This window comes from Rhizobium bangladeshense (assembly GCF_001662075.1).
Taxonomy (GTDB): domain Bacteria; phylum Pseudomonadota; class Alphaproteobacteria; order Rhizobiales; family Rhizobiaceae; genus Rhizobium; species Rhizobium bangladeshense_B.
This window is the reverse complement of record NZ_LYPL01000004.1, coordinates 21363-42635: the sequence shown is the minus strand read 5'-3', so window position 1 is coordinate 42635 and position 21273 is coordinate 21363. Positions and strand designations below refer to the sequence as shown.

The following is a 21273-nucleotide window of genomic DNA, read 5'->3' as shown; positions in this document are numbered from 1 at the left end:
TCCTATCTCCACCGCTTCACGTACGCGCCTTGCGTCGTCTGCTGGCCCTCGCTCAGTGCCTTAAGGCGCGCCATCAGGCGGGCGCGGTCGGCCGGGGCCGCCTTCAAGGTGGCGCGCAGCGTAGATACGACTTCGGAAATGTAAGCCTTGCCACGCTGCCGACCTTCGACCTTCAGCGCCTTCACTCCTGCATCCCGGAGTTCGTCGAGCTGGTCCATCACGTCGAGGGAGACGGGATCTTCGAAGGCGTAGGTTTTGCTGTCGCCGATCTCGAATCGCCCCTTGCAGAGAGTCGGATATCCCGTCGCCTCTCCCGCCTCGAAGCGGTTGATCGTGAAGCCGCCCAGATCCGAAACCATGTCGTTTCCCGACTGGTGATAGCGCACGTGGCTGGCCGGGGAGCAGACGCCGTTCATGTTTGGCGACTTCCCCGTTGCATACGAGGAAAGTGAGCAACGGCCTTCCGCCATTACGCAAAGCCCGCCGAACACGAAGACCTCGAGCTCGCATGCGACGCGTCGGGCGATCTTGGCGATGTCCTGGATCGTCAAGGTTCGTGGCAGGACCACGCGCGCCGCTCCGAAACTTTCCACAAGGAAGGCCAACGCATCCGGATTCGAGGCCGAGGCCTGGACGGAGACGTGCAGCCGCTGCCCCGGATGATGTTCGGCCACATGCGCCATGAGGCCGAAGTCGGCGACGATCAGGGCGTCGGCGCCCGCTTCCGTCGCTTCATTGGCTCGCCGATACCAGAGGTCCTCCTTGCCGGCGGTCATGAACGTGTTCAGGGCCACGAAAGTCTTCACTTTGCGGGCGCGGGCGTATGCGATGGCCCCGCGAAGCTCGGGGACGTCGAAGTTCAGACCGGGAAAGTTGCGGGCGTTCGTCTCATCGCGGAAGCCGCAGTAGACGGCATCGGCGCCAGCGTCGACGGCTTCCCGGAACGAGGCCGGGGTTCCTGCGGGGCAGATCAGTTCCATCGCACGCCCTGCGTCTTGAGGGCTTGGCGTCGAGCTGCGTCCATGACCTTTGCAGTCAAGCCGCCCATTGGTCCGGCGAGCTTGCTCATCGATCGGACGAGATCGATCTCGTTGTCGTCGAGCGCGTTTCGCAGGGCGAGCACTGCTTCCATGTCTCCGGTCACGACAAGCCTACGGGCGAAGAAGAGCGCGTCTCCGTCCACCCGGCCCTCGGCGAGCGCCAGCATCAGCACCAGCGGTCCGGTGATGGTGGCGTCCGCCTCGGGCAGCTTGCCACGTCTGGCCGTCTGCACCGAGCGCTCCGTGGGCCGAACTGAAAACGAAAATGGAAAATCCGTCGGAACGAACGCGAAACGCGTGGTCCGATGTTCGCCCAGGCGGTCGAACAGTTTCGGGTGAGTTCGTAGGACTTGCTGTAGAAGCAGGTCGGCGATCCGCGCCGCGATCGGCAACGGGACCAACCTTGCAGTCGCCATCAGGCGGGCTGGAGCGAGCATTGGGGCCTCTTTGGTTTGACGGGGCACTTTAGTTTCGTTCGACGGGTAGCTGTTTGATCTTCGACAAAGACCGGACCGTTTCGCGATGCGATTGCTGACGGATGTTGAAAGACTTTCGAAACGTTCAGAAGCATGTCGACCTACAGGGATTCCTTCTCGACCTGGAGAGGCGGGGACTGCTGGTCGCCGTGGAGGAGCCGGTGTCGCTTGTGCACGAGGTTACGGCCCTCCATCAAAAAGTGCTGCACGAGGCGGGGCCGGCCCTGCTGTTCAAGCGGCCGGTCGACGCCTCCGGGAGAACGTCGGACGTGCCGGTCGTCGCCAATCTTTTTGGGACGCGGGAACGGATCGAACTGGGCTTCGGCCTCTGTACCGGCGGCCTTCCTCGTCTCGCGGACGAGCTGGCGGAGCTGCAGCGGCCGAGCCCGCCGAAATCCCTTGTCGACGCCTGGAGCAAGATACCGCTTCTAAAGGCCGCGTCGGCCATGCGTCCTCGCTATTCCGGAAAGGCGCCGTGTCAGGAGGTGGTCGTCAAAGAAGACGAAATTGATCTGGGTCGGCTGCCGATCCAATGGTGCTGGCCGGGCGAACCAGCGCCGCTCGTCACATGGCCGTTGGTCATCACCTGCAGCCCCGACGACCCGGAGGACGTCAACGTGGGCGTCTACCGCATGCAGGTCCGTGACAGGAATTCCTTGATCGTGCGCTGGCTTGCCCATCGGGGCGGTGCGAAACATTTCCGGCAGTGGCAACGGAAGGGATTGGACATGCCGGTGGCGGTCGTCATCGGCGCCGATCCGGCGACGATCCTCTCGGCGGTCATTCCACTGCCCGAAGGAATGAGCGAGTTGAATTTCGCCGGCCTTCTAAGGGGATCGCGTACCCAGGTTACGAAGTGTCGCACCGTGCCGCTGTCCGTCCCCGCGCACGCGGAGATCGTCCTCGAAGGATTCGTGTCCAAGGACGAGACGGCGCCGGAGGGGCCGTATGGCGACCACACCGGCTATTACAACTGCGTGGAATCCTTCCCCGTCCTCCATCTGAGCGCAATCACCAGCCGGCGGTCTCCGGTCTATCTGACCACCTACACCGGCCGTCCACCGGACGAGCCTTCCGTACTCGGCGAAGCGATGAACGAACTGTTCGTCCCCATCGCGAAACGCCAGTTCCCGGAGATAACGGACATCTGGCTGCCACCGGAGGCCTGCTCCTACCGTGCCGCCGTCGTCGCCATCGACAAGAGTTACCCCGGCCAGGCTCGCCGCGTGATGATGGGGTTGTGGTCGATGCTCCCGCAGTTCAACTACACGAAGCTCGTCATTATCGTCGATGCCAACGTTCCGGTCCGCCGATGGGACGACGTGCTTTGGGCGATCTCGACACGTTTTGACGCCGCGCGCGATCTCGTCGTCCTCGAGAACACACCGATCGACTACCTCGATTTCGCATCTCAAAAAGCTGGACTGGGCACGAAAATGGGAATGGACGCCACCAACAAGATCGGCGTCGAGACAGAGCGGGAATGGGGACGGGAACTTCGCATGCCGGAAGAGTTGACAAAACGCGCGGACGAAATCTGGGAAAGGATCGGACGTGGACTCGCACGGTGATCACGACGTGGTCGTAGGAGTGAGCGGTGCATCGGGCGCGGCGCTTGGTGTCGCAGTTCTGGAACGACTGACGGCCCTAGGTGTCAGAGTGCATCTCGTCGTCACAGCCGGCGGACGGCGCACCCTGGCACACGAGCTCGGCCCCGAGGCTCACGGCAGGATGCTTCTCAAGGCGCATCGATGCTACGACCACAAGGACGTCGGCGCGGCGATCGCGAGCGGTTCCTTTCCGGTCTCCGGCATGATCGTCGCGCCTTGCTCGATGAAGACGCTTGCCGCAGTCGCGACGGGCTTGTCAGAAAACCTTCTGACACGTGCCGCCGACGTCCAACTCAAGGAGCGTCGACGACTGGTCCTCCTGACGCGTGAAACGCCCCTTCATCTCGGTCACCTCCGCAACATGACGTCCGTTACCGAAATGGGGGCCATCGTCATGCCGCCGGTGCCTGCCTTCTACAACCTGCCACAGTCTCTCCAGGAGGTCGTCGACCATCTGGCTGGCCGGGCCATCGACCTCCTCGGCCTTAACATGCCACATCAGTCGCGACCATGGACGGGAGAGGCCTCTTTCGTTCAGCCGAGGACGGCGATCGGGTCCGCTCCGAAGAGCGTCGCATGACCGTCTCCCAGGAGGAGCCAGCATGAAATTCCGGCGGTAAGTGCGGCGGCGAGAAGCATGGGCGGGTCCACTCTTGGGCGCCGCCACGAGAAAAGACGCGCGAGTGGAACGATCGAGGTCCCTTCCGACAACGCCCGCCACCGACCGCCGAGGCGTCGGCGCGCTCGTTTCTCAGCCATGGGAATGGCCGCGAGAGCGAAGAGCGCGAATCCTCCGAACAGCAGGAGCGACCGGAGGTCCCCGTTCGCGACGATATGTCCAGACGCCCAGATGGCGAAGCCCCAGAGTACCGGGTGCCTTGTCACCTGCACCACGGCCCCGCTTCTTTCCGAGGACCTCACTGCGACCGAAAGCGGGTTTTCACTAAACAGGCCGGCGAGCACCAGGAAGCCACCCAGCGGTGCGAGGACGAAGGCTGCCGCCGCGTGCCATGGCCGCAGATCCCAAAGCGGAACGTAATCGAGAGACAGTGCGGCTGAAAACAGCCAGACGAGCGCCGCTATCGATACAACCGAGTAGCTGATCAGATAGACTGGTTTGCCTACCTGTGAAATGACGCCAGCCCGCACCGCTGGGATCGCGGGGATGGAATGGAGAAGTAGGAAGACTGCAAATGCAGCAATGAACGAAATCATGAGGGCCTCCTGGAGACCCTCCATCCATAGCAGATCCGCCTTCCGCCAAATTTGATCGCCGTCAATCATAATCTGCAACACCTTGTGCGGCTGAAATCCTCGACAATCCGAAGACAGGTTGGATCGGACCGGCTCGACGCCGAGATCTGCGTGCGTCTTTGCGCCAGCGCAAAGAGCCTGGTCTTTCACCCACTTAAAGGTGACGGCATTAGTCATCTTTGAAGGCCTGTGATCATGCTCCGAATTCGTTCCATTTGTTTCGCTCCCGTTGCCTTGGCCGCGATGCCGCTAGTCCTGAATGCCGCTGAATTTCCCATTGGCGCACCTCAGGTTGCCGGCGGGATGGAAGTGGCCGCGGTGTACCTGCAGCCGATCGAGATGGATCCTCCCGGAATGATGCGGCCCGCCGCGGAGTCAGACGTCCATCTGGAAGCGGACATTCACGCCACCGGCGACAACGCGAATGGATTCGCGGAGGGCGACTGGGTTCCCAATCTTCACGTCGAATATAAAGTGAAGAACCTGGACAGCGGTGCGGAAGCGGCCGGCGCTCTGGAGGCGATGGTGGCCAGCGACGGCCCGCACTACGGAGACAATGTCAAACTTTCGGGTCCGGGCCGCTACGCCCTCGAGCTGACCGTTCATCCGGGAGGGCACGGGATGATGTCGTTCGGTCGGCACGTCGACAAGGAAACTGGCGTCGCCGAGTGGCCGGAGGCATTCAGTTTAGACTATCAGTTCGTGTTCGCGGGGGTCGGAAAGAAGGGCGGTTACTGATGGAGGCGATCAGACCTTCGACCGTCCTGACGCTGGCGCTCGCGGCAGCTCTTGTCGGGCCGCCTCCTGCGGCCGCCGAGGACGAGGACCCGGTCTTCGACGTCCACTTCAGCAACGGCGTGATTTCGCCCGCGGTTATCGCGGTTCCGGCGAACAAGCGCTTCAAGCTGGAACTTCATAACGACGGTTCCACTCCGATCGAGTTCGAGAGCATCCCGCTCCGCAAGGAAAAAGTGCTCGCGCCGGGAGCTTCGAGCTTTCTCGTCTTCAGATCTTTGCAGGTGGGCGAGTACGCCTTCTTCGACGACTTTCACCTCGACATGCCACCAGCCAAACTGATTGCGCGATGACAGCGGACGTCCTCCTCCAATCCTTCAGGATCGCTTCCGTCGTGTGGAGGGAATCCTTCGAGGCCCTGCTGATCATCGGAATCCTTCTCGCCTGGACGGTACACGAGGGGGCGGCCGTCCGGCGGCGAGCGGCGAGGTCGATCGCCGGCGGCGCGGCGGTCGGACTGATCGCCGCCGTGGGACTGGCCTTCCTCATGACCAGCGCAGCCGATATCCTCGATGGTGACGGCGAAGACGCCCTTCAACTCGTGCTCGCCTCGTTGGCGTCCTGCCTCATGCTCCGCATGGTGTTCTGGATGCAGGGGACCGTGCGCAGCCAGTCCAGGGACCTGAAGTCGCAGGCTGCCGGACTTGGGAAAGCCCGGAACTGGGCCTCGCTCGGTCTGCTTTCCGCACTTGCCGTGGCGAGAGAAGGCGCCGAAACGGTCGTCTTCCTGTACGGAATGCTTTCCGGCTCGGATGAGAGCGCATCGCTCGTGGCCGGTTCCGGCGCACTCGGGCTCGCGACGGCGTGTTTGACCTTCCTGGCCCTTAGATCCGGCGCGTCGGTATTCTCCAAAAGAGCACTGTCGATGACGAGCCAGGTGCTGATCCTGATCCTCGGAAGTGGCCTGATGATGACTGCGGTTGACAGAGCGATCTCGCTTGGGATCGTGTCGACGCTGACGTCGCCGCTTTGGGACACGAGCTGGATATTGGACGATGCGGCGGGGGCGGGCGCCTTCTTCTCAGGTCTGGCAGGCTATCGCTCGAGACCCGAGCTTCTCCCACTCCTCGCTCTGGGCTTCTACTGGATGACGGCGTCGCTGGCCTACGCACAGGCGGCCGGGGACAAGGCTCACGCATGAACGCTGTCCAGACAGTCACGCGCAGTTTTGCCGGTGGTCTCGGCGACGTCCTTCTCGCGCATCAGGGCCTTATCCGCCGAGCGCAATGGGTCATGATCATGGCTTACCTATCGCTCCTCGTCATCCCGCTGCTGCTTCCGCTGCCGGGCAGCAGCGACTACATCTGGAATAATCTGTCGCGGTTCGTACAGTTCGTATTCTGGGGCGTGTGGTGGCCCTTTGTGATCCTGGGGACGGCGCTAGTCGGCAGATTTTGGTGCGGACTCCTTTGCCCCGAAGGATCGCTCTCGGAGTTTGCGAGCGAGCGAGGTGCAGGTCGGGCCATTCCGAGCTGGATGAAATGGTCCGGCTGGCCTGTCGTCGCATTCGTTACGACCACCATCTATGGGCAGCTCACGAGCGTCTACCAGTACCCTAAGCCCGCCGCACTGCTGCTCGGAGGATCGACGCTCGCGGCGACGGTCGTCGGAGCCCGATATGGCAAGTCAAAGCGCGTATGGTGCAGGTTCTTGTGCCCGGTGAGCGGGGTCCTCGGGGTCGTTTCGAAAATCGCGCCGCTGCATTTTCGAGTGTACCCGGAGGTTTGGAAACGTTCGGCCGCAGTGGGCGGCTCAGGTGTGAATTGCGCACCGCTCGTTCCGATCAAGACGATGCAGGGAAGTTCGGCCTGTCATATGTGCGGCCGCTGCAGCGGGCATCGGGGCGCGATACGGCTCGCCTGGCGCAAGCCGTCCTCGGATATCGTATTCGGCTCCGGGCGGATGGCGACCCGTTGGGACACGATCCTCATCGTCCCGGTGCTTTTGGGTCTGGTGCCAACGGCGCTTCATTGGACGGCTAGCGGCGTGTTCCAGTCCATTCGGCAATGGCTTGTCGAACTCTGCGTCGACATGAGCTGGTCCTGGCCGCTCTCTCTGCGAATTCCCTGGTGGCTTCTCACCAACTACCCATCGGTCAACGACGTCATGAACGTCGTAGACGCGGTCTCCTTTCTAGTACTCGTGTGCCTGGGTGCGCTCGCCGCCACCGTCGCGTTCGCGCTTCCTCTCGCCGCCGCCGCTGCGATCCTTCGTCGTCCGAGGCGGATCGTTAATCATCTCGCGCAGGCTTTCATTCCGCTCGCCAGCGCGTCGCTTTTCTGCGGCCTCCTTGCGCTGACCACGAGCCAGCTAGGCTCGGATGGCGTAGTTCTTCCCGGAGTCGATGCGAGCCGCGGAGCAGCAGTCGTTCTTTGCGGCGTATGGTCGTCGGCGCTGTTTTTCAGGATTGGGGGCGTCTATAGCAAAGAAATCGCCCGCCGCATCCTCGCTACGGTTCCGGCGGTCATAGCGACCGCCTTGTTCTGCGCGACCTGGCTGGCTTCGTTCCTGTAGAAGACCATTCCACGACCAAGAGCTGCTCTTGCGGGCGGTCGCCAATTGGCGCGGCGACGGGAGGGGTCGAGACGCACTGCGGCCTCCGTTGCCGAGACTTTTTGATCTCGACGACGAATGGTCTTGATTTCTTTTGCATTGTCACGGTTCTTTGCTGAGGTTCTTGCAGAAAGGTCACGCCGACGGACGGGTGATGATGAATGCGACACAGGCGCTGAGGATGGTAGCGGCGACTGCGAGTGGCAAGGGACCGGGATCAAGCCAGACGAGGAGCAGGAAGCTGGCCGCGATGGTCAGCGCCGCCACAGCCTTCGCCCTTGATCTGATCGCTCCACGCTCGCGCCATGCCCTTACCGAAGCGCCGAACCATGGATGATCCAGAAGCCAGGACTCGAACCTTGGCGAGGTGCGGGCGAATATTCCCGCCGATAGCAGCAAAAATGGCGTCGTCGGAAGCAGAGGCAGGAAAATACCGACGATTGCAGCGGCGACCGAGGCCCAGGCGACCGTCATCATCAGGGTACGCATCTTCATCTCCAAGATTTTCAACGACTATAGACTTGGAGAGCGTTCCCTTCTTTGACATCCCTCAAAGACGGATTTGCGCGGACGTCTACCATGCTCTCCATCAACTGCACGACATGGAGAGTGCGATGCTGCCGAGGTTCGTTACCGCGTTTCTGAAATCATCCGGCGAGGCGGGCGTCGTGGTGATGGAACATGCAGGCGCCCATCGTGTGATCGTAGTCGATCGCGCCGCGCTCTGCGAGATGGCCAACCCGCCTCGGGCCGACGAGACCCGGCTTCAGCAGAGCCTCGGCGCGATCTGCGAAATAGCGACTTCGAAAATCCTGAGTGACGAAGGTTCCCCCCACTCCCGGTTAAGCGTCTCCGCCAGCGACGTCACCGCGTGGAAGCTGGAACGGTCGCGCTTGCACTAGGTGCTCGATGAAGCGACGCCTCGCCGCCTTGCTGCCACGAAAAACTAAAGACCGATCTGCAGCAAAGAACTGCGTTGATGAGATTCGTGTTGATCGGACTGCCTGGCGCGAGCAAGGAAAAGCAGGCCGCTGGTTGTCGAGCGGCTCGATCGGAAAGTAGTGTCGGCCGGGAAGTAGTGCCGGCAAGTGAAGTCGGCCCTCGACAAGGTATAGTCTGCTTCAAAGAACATGCTTCGCCCGAAGAGGCGGTACTCGACAGATTTTTCGAGACTGAGCGTGCGACGGCGGGCGCCGCGTAAAGGAGTTGACGTCGCTCTTCTCGGCGGCAGATACGTCGGCGGTCGGCTATTTCGCTGACCACCTCGACAACAGCGTCGGCCTGAGCGAGCCGGCGGGACGCACGCGTGCCGCCGGGTTCATCCCTTCAGTGAGCCATGAATATTGGCATGCTGCTTTGCTCGATCATGTTGCGCGTCACGCCTCCGAAGAGGGTCTGCTGCCAGCGAGGGTGATTGTATGCTCCCATGACGATCAGATCGGCGTTCACGTCCATCGCATGCCGCCTCAGGACCTCGTCGGCCGCGTTTCCGCCGCTGGCCACGCGGTCCACCTGAACCTTGACCCCGTGACGGGAGAGGAACCTCGCGATGTCGGCGCCCGGTTCTTCTCCATTCACCCGCTCTCGCGAGACTGGATCGACCATCGTCACGTAGACGCAGTCCGCCGTCTTCAGCAGGTCGAGGGCCTGCCTTGCGGCCCGCGACGCCTCGTCGCTCGAATCCCACGCCAGTAAGATCGACTTGGAAGTGGAAGAGAGCGGCCGCCGTCCGCGGTTGATGATGACCGGCGTCGGCGTCTGGAACAGAGCGCCTTCAATGACACGTCTCTGGAGTTCTTCGTCCTTGCAGGCTTGGCGACCGACGAGTACGACGTCAGCATAGAGTGCCCGTTCTGCGATATCCTCCCGCGCAAAAGCATATTCCGTATAGACGTCCTGGACGTCATAGGACAGTTCGGTGCTCGAGAGAAACGCCTTGATCTCTTCGGCTTGCTTGACGAGTTCCTCGATTTCGCGCTGGCGTTCTTCCAGCCAGACGGTCGACAGGGAGCTGTATCCTCCCGTCGTTGGCGACGCTCCCATGCAGATCACGACCGCGCTGAGATGCGCTCCTGAGGCTTCGCAAAACTCCGCGGCAGCCTTCAGGTCGTCACCGAAATACTTGGGACTCAGAATGCTCAAAACCGTGCGAATGGACATTTCGATCACCTCTCTTGTTGAATATCGAGAGGATAACGGCACTTGCGGCGACGTCTTTGATCTTCGTCAAGCAACACGGGATGAACGATCGCGGCGTCTCCGGGAGAAAAACTTGTCGACCTCGGTCACGAAAACGAGGGAGCTGGCCATCAGCATGCTGAGACCCCATTCAAGAAGCGTGATCGGCGAAAGGCCAAGAGTTCCGCTGAGCCAAGGTATGTACATCGCCGAGATGTGGATCGTCTGTGCCGCGAGCACGCTGAGGAGTAGAAAGCGGTTCCGAAGGATATCGATTGAGAATATCGACCGTCTTTCGGAGGAGCATGCCAGAGTCTGGACGTTCTCGAACAGCACGAAGATGAGAAGCGTTATGTTGCGGGCTTCGGGAACGCCATATCCATGCGCAATCATCCACTGGAAGGCGAGGAACGCTGCTCCGCCGATCACGATCGTCGATTGGACGACGCGCCGGATCATCGTCCGGTCGAGGACGGGCTCTAGCGGAGAACGCGGCGGACCCGCCAGCTCGTCTCCTTCCGGCCTGCCACCTGCAAGAGCAACGTCCTGGATACCGTTTGTCACGAGATTGAGCCATAGAAGCTGAACGGGGAGGAGCGGCATGGGCAGGCCGAATGGCAGCGCGAGCATGAAGAGCAGGACCTCGGCGGCGCCTGTTGCGACCGACATCAGCACCACCTTGCGTATGTTGCGATAGGCTGACCGGCCTTCCGCGATCCCCGCGACGATGGATGCAAAGTTGTCGTCGGTGACGACCAAATCGGCGCTCTCCTTCGCCACCTCGGTTCCCCTGAGCCCCATCGCGACGCCGACATGCGCCTTCTTCAGCGCCGGACCGTCGTTCACACCGTCTCCGGTCACCGCGACGATGTGGCCATTGCGGATCAGGGATGCGACGATCGCCGATTTTTGCGCCGGCTGCACGCGGGCGTAGATGCGGGCCTCTCTCGTAATCTCGTCTAGGCGTCGGTCGCCCGCTCGTGCAGCCTCATCGATGTCGTGGCCCGAAACGACCTGGCTGGCGTGAAAGCCCAGGCCGGCATCTCTGGCGATCGCGGCAGCGGTCCGCGGGTCGTCCCCGGTCACCATCACGACCTCCACGCCGGCCGCGTGGCAGTCTTTCATAGCATTCGGCACTTCAGGCCGGACCGGGTCCTGCAGTCCGGCCAGCCCCAAGAACACGAGATCGACAAGGTGGCCGTGTCCGAGATTGCCGGCGAGCGTCGCGCCGACTTCCCCTTCGGCGAAGGCGAGCACCCTGAGGCCCCGAGCAGCCATTTCTTCCTTCTGCGCCAAAAGCGAAGCGCGGTCGATCTCGACCGCGCTGCCCGCAACGTCCATCCGATCCGCCATCTCGATGAGCACTTCCGACGCCCCTTTGACGAAGACATGGATCCGATCGCTGCCGTGATGGAAAGATGCAGCGTATTTTTGCTCGGGCTCGTAGGCGATCCTTGCAGCCAGCGGGAATCGGTCGTTCAGCTCTTCCTGTGCCAGTCCTGCCTTTCGCCCTGCTGCAAGAAGCGCCACGTCGACCGTGTCGCCGGCGGCGACCCAGAGATCGTCCCGGCGAACGAGGCTTCCTTCGTTTGCGAGCAGTGCAGCGCGTAGCAGCCTGCGCGCCCTCTCGCGGACCAGGTCGCCGTCCAGGCCGCTCGCCCTGATCTCGCACCTGTCGAGATCGGCATGGGCGTCCAGGGCGATGTCTGTGCCATCAGGCAGGCGAATTTCGGTCACCGTCTGTACGTTGCTGGTCAAGGTACCCGTCTTGTCCGTGGCGATCATCGTGGTCGAACCCAGGACCTCCACGGCCGGCATGCTTCGGACGATGACGTTGCGGGCAGCCATCCGTCGCATGCTGACGGCAAGCGCGACGGAGATCGCGATCGGAAGCCCTTCAGGAACAGCGCTCACCGCCAGACCTACGGACATCATGACAAGATCGTGCAGAGGGAGGCCCCGCATCAGGCCCGCGACGACCAGCGCCAAAGCTGCCAATCCCACGAAAACCGCGAGCGCGTTCGTGAACCTGGCCAGACGGGCGACGAGCGGGGGCTGCGACGAACTGGCTCTTCCCAACTCGGCGGCGATGCCGCCAAGCATAGTCGCCGTGCCAGTGGCGGTCACGACGCCCTGGGCTCGTCCGCGCGTGACCAGGGAGCCCGCGAGCAGCAGCATGGAACTGGGAGTTTCATCCGACGAGCCTTCGACGGAGCGCCCCTTGGGGACAGGCATCGACTCGCCGGTCAGAAGCGATTCGTCGCACCGGAGATCACTTGCATCGACAAGCATCAGATCGGCAGGGATTCGGTCGCCGGATTCCAGAAGAACGAGATCGCCGACGACCAGCCGCTTGGCTTCGATCCGGCAAGCCACGCCGTCCCGGATGACCCTGGTCGACGGCTGCTCGAGCTTGCGAAGGGCGGTGGCCGCCCGATCCGCAGAATACTCCTGGAACGTGCCGATTGAGGCATTGATCAGAAGCACGACGAGAATGAACAGGGCGTCTTCGATCCTGCCGGTCGCAAACGAGAGCCCCGACGCCAGCAAAAGGATGTAGATGATCGGGTTGCGAAATTGAACGAGGAAGACCTTCAGCGGCGATGGGGGCTCAGGCTCGGGCAGCGTGTTTGGCCCGAGCTCGGCAAGGCGTTGCTCGGCCTCGACGCTCGTCAGTCCGTTCGCTCTGGGCGTCGTGGGGGCGGGTGTCTGCGCCGTGAGATTCATGATGGGCTCCGGGCTTGTCGCAACGATTCATTGAAAGCTCGCGCGACAGCCTACGTGCACCCGCGCATGGGTCATTGACCGGGATCAAGGAGTTTCGACCGGACTGAGATATGCTGCAGACGATTTGTGGATCGCGGCTTATGCGGCCACTCCGTTTCGAAGACGCTGCGCTTGGATCGGTATTCCGACGGCATTGCGTAGACCCAGATTGATCCTGCAAGATTGAAAGGCAATCAAAATGAATAAAGGCTCGGCACAGAGCGTGTTGCAGACTATGAAGAATGATCTTCTCCGTCGTCTTGGAGCGATCGATGCAGATCTCTGCGTGGCACTCGAGAAGGACAGCGAGGAGCGCGCGACCCAGGTTGAGAACGACGAAGTTCTTCGCGAGATGCAAGCCGAGGGGCGCGATCAGATCGCGGCCATCGACGCGGCGATCGACCGGCTGAACGGCGGCACATATGGGCAATGCGCCAAGTGCCACCATCCGATCGGCAATGAGCGGCTTGCGGCCGTTCCCTACACGCCGTTCTGCATCGATTGCGCAAAATCGTTCCGCTGAATTCTAATCGATGGGAGGGTGAGAGGTGGCTACAGCGGCGGCTTGGAGGGCTGGCAGGTGGACGTGGCCTCACGGCGGCATGTCGCGACTGAGGGCGGCAGGCTCCCGGTCGGGCCTTCTGGTGCTGTCGTCGCTCCTTGCGCTTGTGGCCGCACTCCTCTTTTATCTCGCGGATCATGGCCTTGGATATCGTTCAGTTCTCGTGGGCTGCACCAGCCTGATCCTGCTGTCTCTTTGTATTGAGATCGCCAGGAAGCTGCGGAAAGAGGAATACGGCCTGGACCTGATTGCGGCCCTGGCCATGGGGTCCTCCTTGTGGTTCGGCGAATATCTTGCCGGCGCGATCGTCGGTCTCATGTATTCCGGCGGTCAGTTTCTGGAGGCATACGCACACCGTCGCGCCGACGAGGGCATGTCGGCTTTGCTGGCTCAAGTTCCGCGAACGGCCCTGCGGCTTGCCGGAGCCGGTCTCGAAGAAATTCCGATCGAGACGGTCGCAGTCGGCGACATGCTCCTGATACGCAAGGGCGACGTCGTACCGGCCGACGGGGCCCTCGTCGGCGATGCCGCGACGATCGACCAGGCGGTGCTGACTGGAGAGCCTTTCCCGGTGCGCATTGCCAGGGGCGGCAAGATTTCGAGCGGCGCCACGAACGAGGGGGACGCTATCGAAATCCTCGTTCTGAGCCGCGCCGAGGACAGCACCTATGCCGGAATAGTCAGGCTCGTGGAAGCATCGAGACGTTCCAAGGCGAAGCTGATGCGCCTGGCCGACCGGTTTTCGGTCTGGTTCCTCTTCGCCACGGTAGCGATTGCAGGAGGCTCGGCATTCATGTCCGGAGATCTTTCAAGGATCGTGGCCGTGCTGGTCGTCGCCACCCCCTGTCCGTTGATCCTTGCCGTACCCGTCGCACTTGCGGCCGGCACTTCAAAAGCCGCCAAGGAGGGCGTTCTGGTGAAGGGTGCGGGACCTCTCGAGGCACTCGCCCAGGCCACAGTGGCGGTGTTCGACAAGACGGGGACGCTCACCGCGGGACAGCCGGAAGTCGGCGTGATAGCGGGTCCGGAGCATCCCGACAGAATCCTGCGGCTCGCCGCCTCGCTGGACCAGGCGTCGGGGCACGTGGTTGGACGCGCGCTGGTGGACGAGGCGCATAGACGTGGGTTGGTACTGAGCCGCCCATCGGAGGTGACCGAGACCGCGGGATCCGGAATTTCCGGAATCGTCGATGGCGTGCGTGTCGGCGTCGGAGGAGACACGTATTTCGGAGAGGCGCCGCCGTCCGGGCCTAACGGGTCAGGCAGTGCAATGCGTGTAAAGGTGCTATTTGACGGCACGCCCGCTGGCACGATCACGCTCGAAGACCGTCTTCGAGGAGATGCTATCCAACTCGTCGCCCAGCTCAGGGCGTCAGGAATCTCTCGAGTAGTCCTGGCTTCTGGTGACGAGTTGGCTATCGCGACAGCCATAGCTCGCGCGCTGGGTTTGGACGAGGTCGCGGCGAGGCTCGCTCCAGCAGACAAAGTCGCAGTCGTCGAAAAGGAACGCGTCCACGGGAAAGTGCTGATGGTCGGCGACGGCGTGAACGACGCGCCAGCGCTGGCGGCAGCCGACGTCGGAATCGCGGTCGGCGTCGAGAACCTTGCGGCGGCCGCGGAGGCCGCGGATATCGTGCTCGTCCGCGACGACCTCACCAGGATAGCGACGGCGATAGGCATTGCGCGTCGTTCGCGCAAGATCGCGCTTCAAAGCATCTATGCCGGCATAGGTCTCTCGCTCCTCGCGATGGGGTTCGCAGGAGCGGGCTACCTTCCGCCGGTCGGCGGCGCATTGCTTCAGGAGGCCATCGACGTCGCGGTCATTCTCAACGCCCTTCGCGCCCTCTAATGGGCGAGAAGCACCGGCAGTTCGGCCTTGACGAGCAGTTCCCGAGTGACGCCGCCGAGGATGAACTCACGAAGCCGGGAATGGCCAAATCCGCCTGCGACCAGGAGGTCTGCCTTTCGTTCTAGAGCGGCCGATTGGATGGCAGCGGTCGCGGTCTCGCCGCCTGCCTGGATCGCAACGTCTTCCACGTCCAATCCTGCGTGCTTCAAAGAAGAGATCAGGAGTGCGCGGTTCGCCTCGTCGATCTCCTTGTCGTCGGTGATCGAGATGACCTGCACCTTGGTCGCACGCTCGATGAAGATGTGTGAGCAGGAAAGGGCACGTGCTGCGGTGGCGCTGCCGTCCCAGGCAATGGCGATCGTGTCCACACGAGAGCAGACGCTGGTCGCAGGAAATAGCACGAGTGGACGGCCGCTCCCGAACAGCAGCGTCTCGGAAAACTGTGGGGACAGTTCCGAAGTCTCGACGATGGATAGGTCATGGCACCTGGCAATTTCGGAAAAGCGTTCATAGACAAACGGTTCCCTGACCTCGAATCCGTGGATTCGCACCTCGAAGCCAGTTTCCGAAACAGCGTCGGCGACGTGTGCCCGCAGCGAAGTCCCGCTGTCTCGGCTATACCCCTCTGCTCGTTCCCGCCATGTGTCGACATCGATAAAGGTGGGGAAGGGCTGATGGACCTGAGGGATTCGGACTTGCGGGATGCTGGCGACGAGATCGGCGTCGTTCTGCCGAGCGAGGTCGATCGCGTTGTCGATGATGGTGAACGAACTCGGGTCGGGATAGGTTGACAACGGAAGATGGAACTGCGGCTTCATGCTGGACTCCTGAGGTTATACTGCCGTCATGATGCATGCCGTCGAGAGAGTTCGCATTGCGCTTTGTCAATGTCGCGGCTCAATGAAGCTCCTATAATCGTGCCTTCATCAAAGCTGGAGGACTCGGCCATGGCGATCAAGCTGACAGAGATCAACCCCGGTGAGTGCTACCGGATCCTTGAGAAAGAGCGCTTCGGTCATTTAGCATGCTGCAAGGATGGACAGCCTTACGTGGCGGCGATCTATTTCGCCTTTTCCAGCGGCGTCGCCTATAGCTTCACCATGCCCGGCAAGAAGCTCGACTGGATGCGGGGAAACGACAAGGTCTGCCTTCACGTCGAGCAGCGTTCGAGCGTCGGCGGGTGGACGAGCATCGTCGTCGAAGGCAGGTTCGAGGAATTTCCCGACAGCGACGCGCGACGAAGCGAAAGGCTTCATGCGTGGTCGCTTCTCCAAAAGTTTTCGGACTGGTGGGAGATCGGCTCTATGAAGCCCCAGGAGCTTCCCATGCACGATGGCTCTCCTCACGTCTTCTACGGCGTTGCCGTCACGGCCGTGTCGGGACGCAGCGCAGTCAGAACGGAATGACCGTCGAGGCTCGAGCCGAACCTACATCCCACAATCGGAGCACCACATGCCATATCTACGCGGCCTATATCCAAGCGCCACATTTAACTTCAACCTCGCACCCGCGTTTCGCTCGGGCGCTCTGATTCACGACGAGATTTTTGCCGGGTCAGCCACGGTCACTGCAGATTTGACGGCGTCCGCCGCCCGGCGAGGGCTTCGATGCCTTGAATTTCTGACTCGACTTGCCTGCAGTATCGACCACGCCGATGCGGTCGAGGTTCTTTCGGACTATGTTGAGAGCGAGTTGGAAGAGTATCCCAGGGAGGTGGCGCGGCTGTGGGAGGCCGGGTCACGAACGTTGTCGCAAGCCGCCGAACTGTGTCGCGACGTTGCCGCCGGTCAGGCCAGTGAGGCTGAAGCGAAAAGGCTCTTGTGAAGCGCACAGCGTCACCGGGTTGTTCGCAAGACGAGGATGGAGCATGGTGCGCGCTGCACGACGTGATCCACGACCGAGCCGAAGACCCGGTCGAGCACGTCGTCCCGGTGAGAAGCGATCACGACGAGATCGGCGGTGATCTCCTTCGCGATGGCGACGATGATCTGAGACGGGTTACCCGCGCGGACGTGTATCGAAGCAGCAGTGTCAGCCGACCGCAGAGCTTCCGAAAGTCTGGTCTCGGCGGCGGCCATCACCTCGATCGCCCAATCATCCGGCGAGGCCGACGACGGTAGGCCCTCCACCACGTGAACGAGGTGGAGGCTTCCGTTGGGGGTGAGCTGCGCGCGGGCCGTTTCGACGAGCTGGAGCATGCGTTGCCGGGATCCCCGGCCGATGGCGCAGACGACGGTGGCGAACATGTCAGTATATGTCCTTTCCAGACAGGCTAACGAACTCGGTCGTCAGTCCATCGTCATGCGCTTCCTTGAGAAGACGATCGGCGCTCATGATGTCGAGACACATGGTGCCAGTGAAGGATTGCCGGAGCGCGCAGCAGAAATGGTCTCTCGCCCATGCCTGGCCTCGCGGCGTCGCCGCCGTCACCTCCCAGCGATCCTCGTCCCGACGTCCGAGAACAAGGTCTGCGGAGGTTCGCTCGACCGGGGGAATGGTCATGGCTGCGTCGGTTGCTGTCTTGCAGGTCTTTTCGTGTTCGCGCATGTCCGTCTCCTTTGGATGAGGTCGTGGCGCTGTGTCCAGGAGCCTATCTGCCCCAAGGCAATCCGTCTTTGACGAGCATCAATCCGGATGCTTCACCAGGATCAAGCCAAGGTCGGGGAGGCGATGATGAGATTCTGATTGTGGAGGGACACGTTTAGGGCAATTGGTGCTTGACGAGTAAGCCGTACGCTTCGCCTCGGGGTTGGGCCACGCCCGCGGGCGCTGCGGGTCGCGATAGTCTATGCGCCGAGCCCGGCTTCACCGGCTACACGCGACGGAGGTTTCGCAACGCGATCGATCGCCAAGATCAAAATATCTCGATGGCGAAGGCGGCCGCATCCGATGCGTCACCAGCGTCTCTTGTGGATGCAAATGAGGCCATCCTGCAGCAACTCTTAGGCGTCCGACTGCTATGGATCCGTCGTCTAGCTTGTCTTTGACCTTCGTCAACGTACGATCGCCTGCGGCGGCGTAGGTTCGTGACAACAGTAGGAATTGTCATGGCCAATCCCATTCTCCATTTCCACGGCGCCGCGGGGTCGGTCACCGGATCATGTCTCCTTCTAGAGACCGGTGGCACGCGCATTCTGATCGACTGCGGAATGTTCCAGGGCTCGAAGTCTGAGAAGGAGCTCAACTATAAGCCATTCCCCTTCGAACCATTGCGGATCGACGCCGTGCTGCTCACGTACGCGCACATCGACCACTCGGGCCTGCTTCCGAAGCTCGCGAAGGCGGGATACGGCGGGCCAATCTTTGCAACGGCAGCAACGATCGACCTTTGCACGATCATGCTGCAGGATTCGGGTCACATCCAGGAGTCGGAGGTCCGACAGCTCAACCGAAGGAATAGCAGAAGGGCGCGAGAGACGGTGGAGCCCATCTATACCGCCGACGACGCCCGCAGCATGCTGCCGCAGTTCATCGCGGTCGAGTATGGCGAGTGGCGGGAGACCGTCGGCGGCGTAAGGTTCCGCTACTGGAATGCCGGACATCTGATGGGTTCGGCATCCATCGAAGTCGAGACGCCCGGCGCCGACGGGGCGACAAGAATTTTGTTCTCGGGCGACGTCGGCGCGAGCAACAAGCTGTTCGAAAACCTCCCTCTGGCGCCTTCCGGGGTCGATTACCTCATCTGCGAAAGCACATACGGAGACAGGGAACGGGAAGAGTACGCCCTGAAAGATCGACGGGACCGGCTGCGCGAAGTGGTGGCGAGCTCGAACAGCCCCGGCGGGGTTCTTCTCATTCCCTCCTTTGCCGTCGAGAGGACGCAGGAGGTGCTGACCGATCTCGTCGCCCTCATGGGGGAGGGAGAGGTGCCGCGGTGCCCTATCATGATAGACTCGCCGCTCGCGTCGCGAGCGACCGAGGCGTTCAAGAAGCATGTGGCCAACCTCGGTCACGGCAAGGCGTTCCTTCGCGCGCTCAACGCGCCGAACGTCCGTTTCACCGAGACGGCCGAGCAGTCGAAGGCGCTCGATCTCGTCCGGGGCTTTCACATCATTATCGCGGCAAGCGGAATGTGCGAGGCGGGGCGGATCCGCCACCGCCTGAAGAACTGGCTCTGGCGACGGGAATGCACCGTGCTGTTCGTCGGCTTCCAGGCGGCGGGGACGCTTGGCCGCATCCTGCAGGAGGGCGCAACCGACGTCCGCATCCAGGGCGAGGAGATTCACGTCTGCGCCAGGATGGCCACGCTCGACGCCTACAGCGGACATGCGGATGCAAGCGAACTGGATGCGTGGGTTGCCGAGCGGGAGCCGATCCGGAACGCGGTCTTCCTTGTCCATGGAGAGGAGAGCGCTCGTGAAGCGATGGCCGCGCGTCTCTCGAAGCAAGTTTCCGCAAAGGTCGTCTGCCCGTCGCTGGACGACGCCTACGAGCTTTCACCGGCGGGCCCACGCCTCATCGAGGACAGGACGCCCGCACGTATCAAGCCGGTCGTGCCCGGCAGGCCCGACTGGAACAACGACTATCAGCGGTTCGTTTTGGACCTGTCCGATCGTCTGAAATCCGTCGCCGACGAAAAGGGCCGCGCCATCGTGCTGCGCAGGCTTCGACGCGCACTGGACCCGGACGATGCTCCGGCGGTCCAAGGGAGGAGAGACGGCAATGTTAATCATGGATCGTGACTGCAAGCGCGGCGGGGAACGCTTCGCGATACCGAGCCAGGGGGAGGTGCAAGGCAAGCTTGTCGTCCTGGAGGTCGTCGCTATAACCTGCCTGCGGGAGGTTCTCGCTTCGAAGAATGCCTTTGCGGTCGCCGCGTTGAAGAAGAAGGTTCTGCGGGCGATGAAGGTGCAGTGCGCGCCGTTCGGTCTGTCGTCGGAAGACGAGAAGGCCGCCTTGGAGTACGCATGCGAGTTCTTCGAAGAGGCAAGCAAGGAGGCAGGCAGGCAGGGAGCAACGAAGGTGGCTACGAAATCTGCTGGGACTGCACGCCCTAAGGGTTCGGTCCATGGATAGGGTTGCCGTCACTTTCAACGCCGGGTCCTCCAGCCTAAAGGTCGGCGTCTTCAGGCTGAAGGACGGTCGGGCACTCCGGCTGGGAGGCGGTGTTGCCACGCTCGGAGACCAGTCAAGATTCACCTTCCGATTTTCTAACGGGGACGAGACTGTCGATCTTCCGTCCGGGACAGCGATCGACGCGCGGCTGGTTTCGCAGGTCGTCGATTGCATCGTCCGCAGAGGGTTCGACCCCGTGGTGGCCGGCCATCGCATCGTCCACGGCGGACGGGTCTTCGATGGCCCCGTTCTACTGGAGCCCGAGGTCGTCCTCAGAATGGAGGATCTGAGGCACCTCGCGCCGGTGCACCTCCCTCCGGCGCTTGCGATCGTCCGCGCAGTGCGGAGCGCATATCCGGACATACCGCAGACGGCGTCCTTCGATACCGCGTTCCATTCGTCGCAGAGCAGTCTTGCCGCACGGCTCGCCATTCCAAGAGAGTTGCATGACGCCGGGATCCGCAGATACGGCTTCCACGGTCTTTCCTATAAGTACGTCGCCGGCGAACTCAGGAAACACGATCCCGACCTGGCCGCCGGCCGTGTCATCTGTGCGCATCTTGGAAGCGGCGCGAGCCTTTGCGGAATGGTCGACGGCGTGAGCATAGACGCCAGCATGGGCTTCTCCCCGCTGGACGGAATTCCGATGTCGACCCGGCCTGGTTCCCTCGACCCCGGCGCTGTCGTCCACCTTCTGCGCAACAATTTCCACGACGCGGATCGTCTCGAGGATTTCCTCTATCACAGTTGCGGGTTGCTCGGCGTCTCCGGCAAAAGCGGCGACGTCCGTGTCCTGCTGGAGGACTTCCATCCGGCGTCCAGGGAAGCCCTCGATCTCTTCTGCTTCAGGACCGCCGGCGAGATAGGAAGGCTCGCGGTCTCTCTGGGCGGGGTCGACGCCATCGTCTTCACCGCCGGCATAGGCGAGCATCAGCCGGAGATACGCAATGGCGTCGCCCACCATCTGGGTTGGCTGGGTCTCTCGTTTAGCGAGCCGGCGAACAAGATGAACGCGACCGTAATCAGCGCGAGAGAAAGCGAAATCGTCGCCCTCGTCATTCCGACCGACGAGGAACAGGTGATCGCCGACGAAGCGATCGAAGTCATCAGCCGCCACAAGCTTTGAGGATACATC

23 protein-coding genes are annotated in these 21273 nt (G+C 62.1%); 14 read left to right on the top strand and 9 right to left on the bottom strand.

Features of this window, described 5'->3' with window-relative positions; all coding sequences use genetic code 11:
* Positions 1-2 precede the first annotated feature (2 nt).
* Positions 3-980 carry a ubiquinone anaerobic biosynthesis protein UbiU gene (ubiU, locus tag A7X77_RS10060; RefSeq protein ID WP_064682807.1) on the bottom strand — a complete coding sequence of 326 codons (978 nt, stop codon included), beginning with the start codon at positions 978-980 and terminating at the stop codon, positions 3-5.
* A complete protein-coding gene (gene ubiT / locus A7X77_RS10055) occupies positions 971-1477 on the bottom strand; it encodes a ubiquinone anaerobic biosynthesis accessory factor UbiT (protein ID WP_064682806.1) in 507 nt (168 codons plus the stop codon). The genes ubiU and ubiT overlap by 10 nt, the downstream gene beginning before the upstream one ends.
* Before the next feature lie 101 nt (positions 1478-1578).
* On the opposite strand from ubiT, the gene A7X77_RS10050 reads away from it, so the two are divergent.
* Complete coding sequence (locus tag A7X77_RS10050; RefSeq protein ID WP_064682805.1) at positions 1579-3087, top strand: UbiD family decarboxylase; 1509 nt, start codon at positions 1579-1581, stop codon at positions 3085-3087.
* A complete protein-coding gene (locus A7X77_RS32145) occupies positions 3071-3706 on the top strand; it encodes a UbiX family flavin prenyltransferase (protein WP_064711977.1) in 636 nt (211 codons plus the stop codon). Before A7X77_RS10050 ends, A7X77_RS32145 begins: the two co-directional genes overlap by 17 nt.
* Here the strand turns inward: A7X77_RS32145 and A7X77_RS10040 are convergent.
* The gene (locus A7X77_RS10040) at positions 3661-4341 is read right to left on the bottom strand and encodes an NnrU family protein (protein WP_064683083.1); all 681 of its coding nucleotides are present in this window, start codon (positions 4339-4341) and stop codon (positions 3661-3663) included. The two genes, A7X77_RS32145 and A7X77_RS10040, sit on opposite strands and share 46 nt — an antisense overlap.
* 234 nt (positions 4342-4575) lie before the next feature.
* Between A7X77_RS10040 and A7X77_RS10035 the strand changes: the two genes are divergently transcribed.
* From A7X77_RS10035 to A7X77_RS10020, 4 genes are read left to right on the top strand one after another with little or no spacing between them, the layout of a single operon-like run.
* The gene (locus A7X77_RS10035) at positions 4576-5118 is read left to right on the top strand and encodes an iron transporter (protein ID WP_064682803.1); all 543 of its coding nucleotides are present in this window, start codon (positions 4576-4578) and stop codon (positions 5116-5118) included.
* Positions 5118-5468: a cupredoxin domain-containing protein gene (locus tag A7X77_RS10030; RefSeq protein WP_064682802.1), complete on the top strand. Its 351-nt coding sequence runs from the start codon at positions 5118-5120 to the stop codon at positions 5466-5468. The genes A7X77_RS10035 and A7X77_RS10030 overlap by 1 nt, the downstream gene beginning before the upstream one ends.
* Positions 5465-6316: an FTR1 family iron permease gene (locus A7X77_RS10025; protein WP_064682801.1), complete on the top strand. Its 852-nt coding sequence runs from the start codon at positions 5465-5467 to the stop codon at positions 6314-6316. The genes A7X77_RS10030 and A7X77_RS10025 overlap by 4 nt, the downstream gene beginning before the upstream one ends.
* Positions 6313-7689, top strand: coding sequence for a 4Fe-4S binding protein (locus tag A7X77_RS10020; protein WP_064682800.1), 1377 nt, complete (start codon positions 6313-6315; stop codon positions 7687-7689). Before A7X77_RS10025 ends, A7X77_RS10020 begins: the two co-directional genes overlap by 4 nt.
* Positions 7690-7863: 174 nt before the next feature.
* On the opposite strand, the gene A7X77_RS10015 is transcribed toward A7X77_RS10020, so the two are convergent.
* The gene (locus A7X77_RS10015) at positions 7864-8217 is read right to left on the bottom strand and encodes a YbaN family protein (protein WP_082928084.1); all 354 of its coding nucleotides are present in this window, start codon (positions 8215-8217) and stop codon (positions 7864-7866) included.
* A 125-nt stretch (positions 8218-8342) separates the two neighbouring features.
* Between A7X77_RS10015 and A7X77_RS10010 the strand changes: the two genes are divergently transcribed.
* Positions 8343-8630 (top strand): hypothetical protein, encoded by a 288-nt coding sequence (locus tag A7X77_RS10010; RefSeq protein ID WP_064682798.1) that lies wholly within the window; start codon positions 8343-8345, stop codon positions 8628-8630.
* Positions 8631-9054: 424 nt separating this feature from the next.
* Here A7X77_RS10010 and A7X77_RS10005 read toward each other — a convergent pair whose 3' ends face one another.
* Positions 9055-9888, bottom strand: a complete 834-nt coding sequence (locus A7X77_RS10005; RefSeq protein WP_064683082.1) for a universal stress protein — start codon at positions 9886-9888, stop codon at positions 9055-9057.
* A 66-nt stretch (positions 9889-9954) separates the two neighbouring features.
* A complete protein-coding gene (locus A7X77_RS10000) occupies positions 9955-12636 on the bottom strand; it encodes a cation-translocating P-type ATPase (protein WP_064682797.1) in 2682 nt (893 codons plus the stop codon).
* A 235-nt stretch (positions 12637-12871) separates the two neighbouring features.
* Here A7X77_RS10000 and A7X77_RS09995 point away from each other — a divergent pair, with 235 nt between their 5' ends.
* A complete protein-coding gene (locus tag A7X77_RS09995; protein ID WP_064682796.1) occupies positions 12872-13195 on the top strand; it encodes a TraR/DksA family transcriptional regulator in 324 nt (107 codons plus the stop codon).
* Between the two features lie 25 nt (positions 13196-13220).
* Complete coding sequence (locus A7X77_RS09990) at positions 13221-15083, top strand: heavy metal translocating P-type ATPase (protein ID WP_064682795.1); 1863 nt, start codon at positions 13221-13223, stop codon at positions 15081-15083.
* Here the strand turns inward: A7X77_RS09990 and A7X77_RS09985 are convergent.
* Positions 15080-15901, bottom strand: coding sequence for a universal stress protein (locus A7X77_RS09985; RefSeq protein ID WP_064682794.1), 822 nt, complete (start codon positions 15899-15901; stop codon positions 15080-15082). The two genes, A7X77_RS09990 and A7X77_RS09985, sit on opposite strands and share 4 nt — an antisense overlap.
* A 129-nt stretch (positions 15902-16030) precedes the next feature.
* On the opposite strand from A7X77_RS09985, the gene A7X77_RS09980 reads away from it, so the two are divergent.
* Both A7X77_RS09980 and A7X77_RS09975 read left to right on the top strand, forming a co-directional pair.
* Positions 16031-16489 carry a pyridoxamine 5'-phosphate oxidase family protein gene (locus A7X77_RS09980; RefSeq protein WP_064682793.1) on the top strand — a complete coding sequence of 153 codons (459 nt, stop codon included), beginning with the start codon at positions 16031-16033 and terminating at the stop codon, positions 16487-16489.
* Between the two features lie 46 nt (positions 16490-16535).
* Positions 16536-16907 carry a hypothetical protein gene (locus A7X77_RS09975; protein ID WP_064682792.1) on the top strand — a complete coding sequence of 124 codons (372 nt, stop codon included), beginning with the start codon at positions 16536-16538 and terminating at the stop codon, positions 16905-16907.
* Between the two features lie 11 nt (positions 16908-16918).
* Here A7X77_RS09975 and A7X77_RS09970 read toward each other — a convergent pair whose 3' ends face one another.
* Positions 16919-17329 (bottom strand): universal stress protein, encoded by a 411-nt coding sequence (locus A7X77_RS09970; protein ID WP_064682791.1) that lies wholly within the window; start codon positions 17327-17329, stop codon positions 16919-16921.
* A 1-nt stretch (position 17330) separates the two neighbouring features.
* On the bottom strand, positions 17331-17630 hold the full coding sequence (locus A7X77_RS09965) for a hypothetical protein (protein ID WP_064682790.1): 300 nt from the start codon (positions 17628-17630) through the stop codon (positions 17331-17333).
* A 500-nt stretch (positions 17631-18130) separates the two neighbouring features.
* Here A7X77_RS09965 and A7X77_RS09960 point away from each other — a divergent pair, with 500 nt between their 5' ends.
* The 3 genes from A7X77_RS09960 to A7X77_RS09950 are packed head-to-tail and all read left to right on the top strand — an operon-like array spanning position 18131 to position 21264.
* The gene (locus tag A7X77_RS09960; RefSeq protein WP_064682789.1) at positions 18131-19765 is read left to right on the top strand and encodes an MBL fold metallo-hydrolase; all 1635 of its coding nucleotides are present in this window, start codon (positions 18131-18133) and stop codon (positions 19763-19765) included.
* Positions 19746-20099 (top strand): hypothetical protein, encoded by a 354-nt coding sequence (locus A7X77_RS09955; RefSeq protein ID WP_064682788.1) that lies wholly within the window; start codon positions 19746-19748, stop codon positions 20097-20099. Before A7X77_RS09960 ends, A7X77_RS09955 begins: the two co-directional genes overlap by 20 nt.
* On the top strand, positions 20092-21264 hold the full coding sequence (locus A7X77_RS09950; RefSeq protein WP_064682787.1) for an acetate/propionate family kinase: 1173 nt from the start codon (positions 20092-20094) through the stop codon (positions 21262-21264). The genes A7X77_RS09955 and A7X77_RS09950 overlap by 8 nt, the downstream gene beginning before the upstream one ends.
* Positions 21265-21273: the final 9 nt, after the last annotated feature.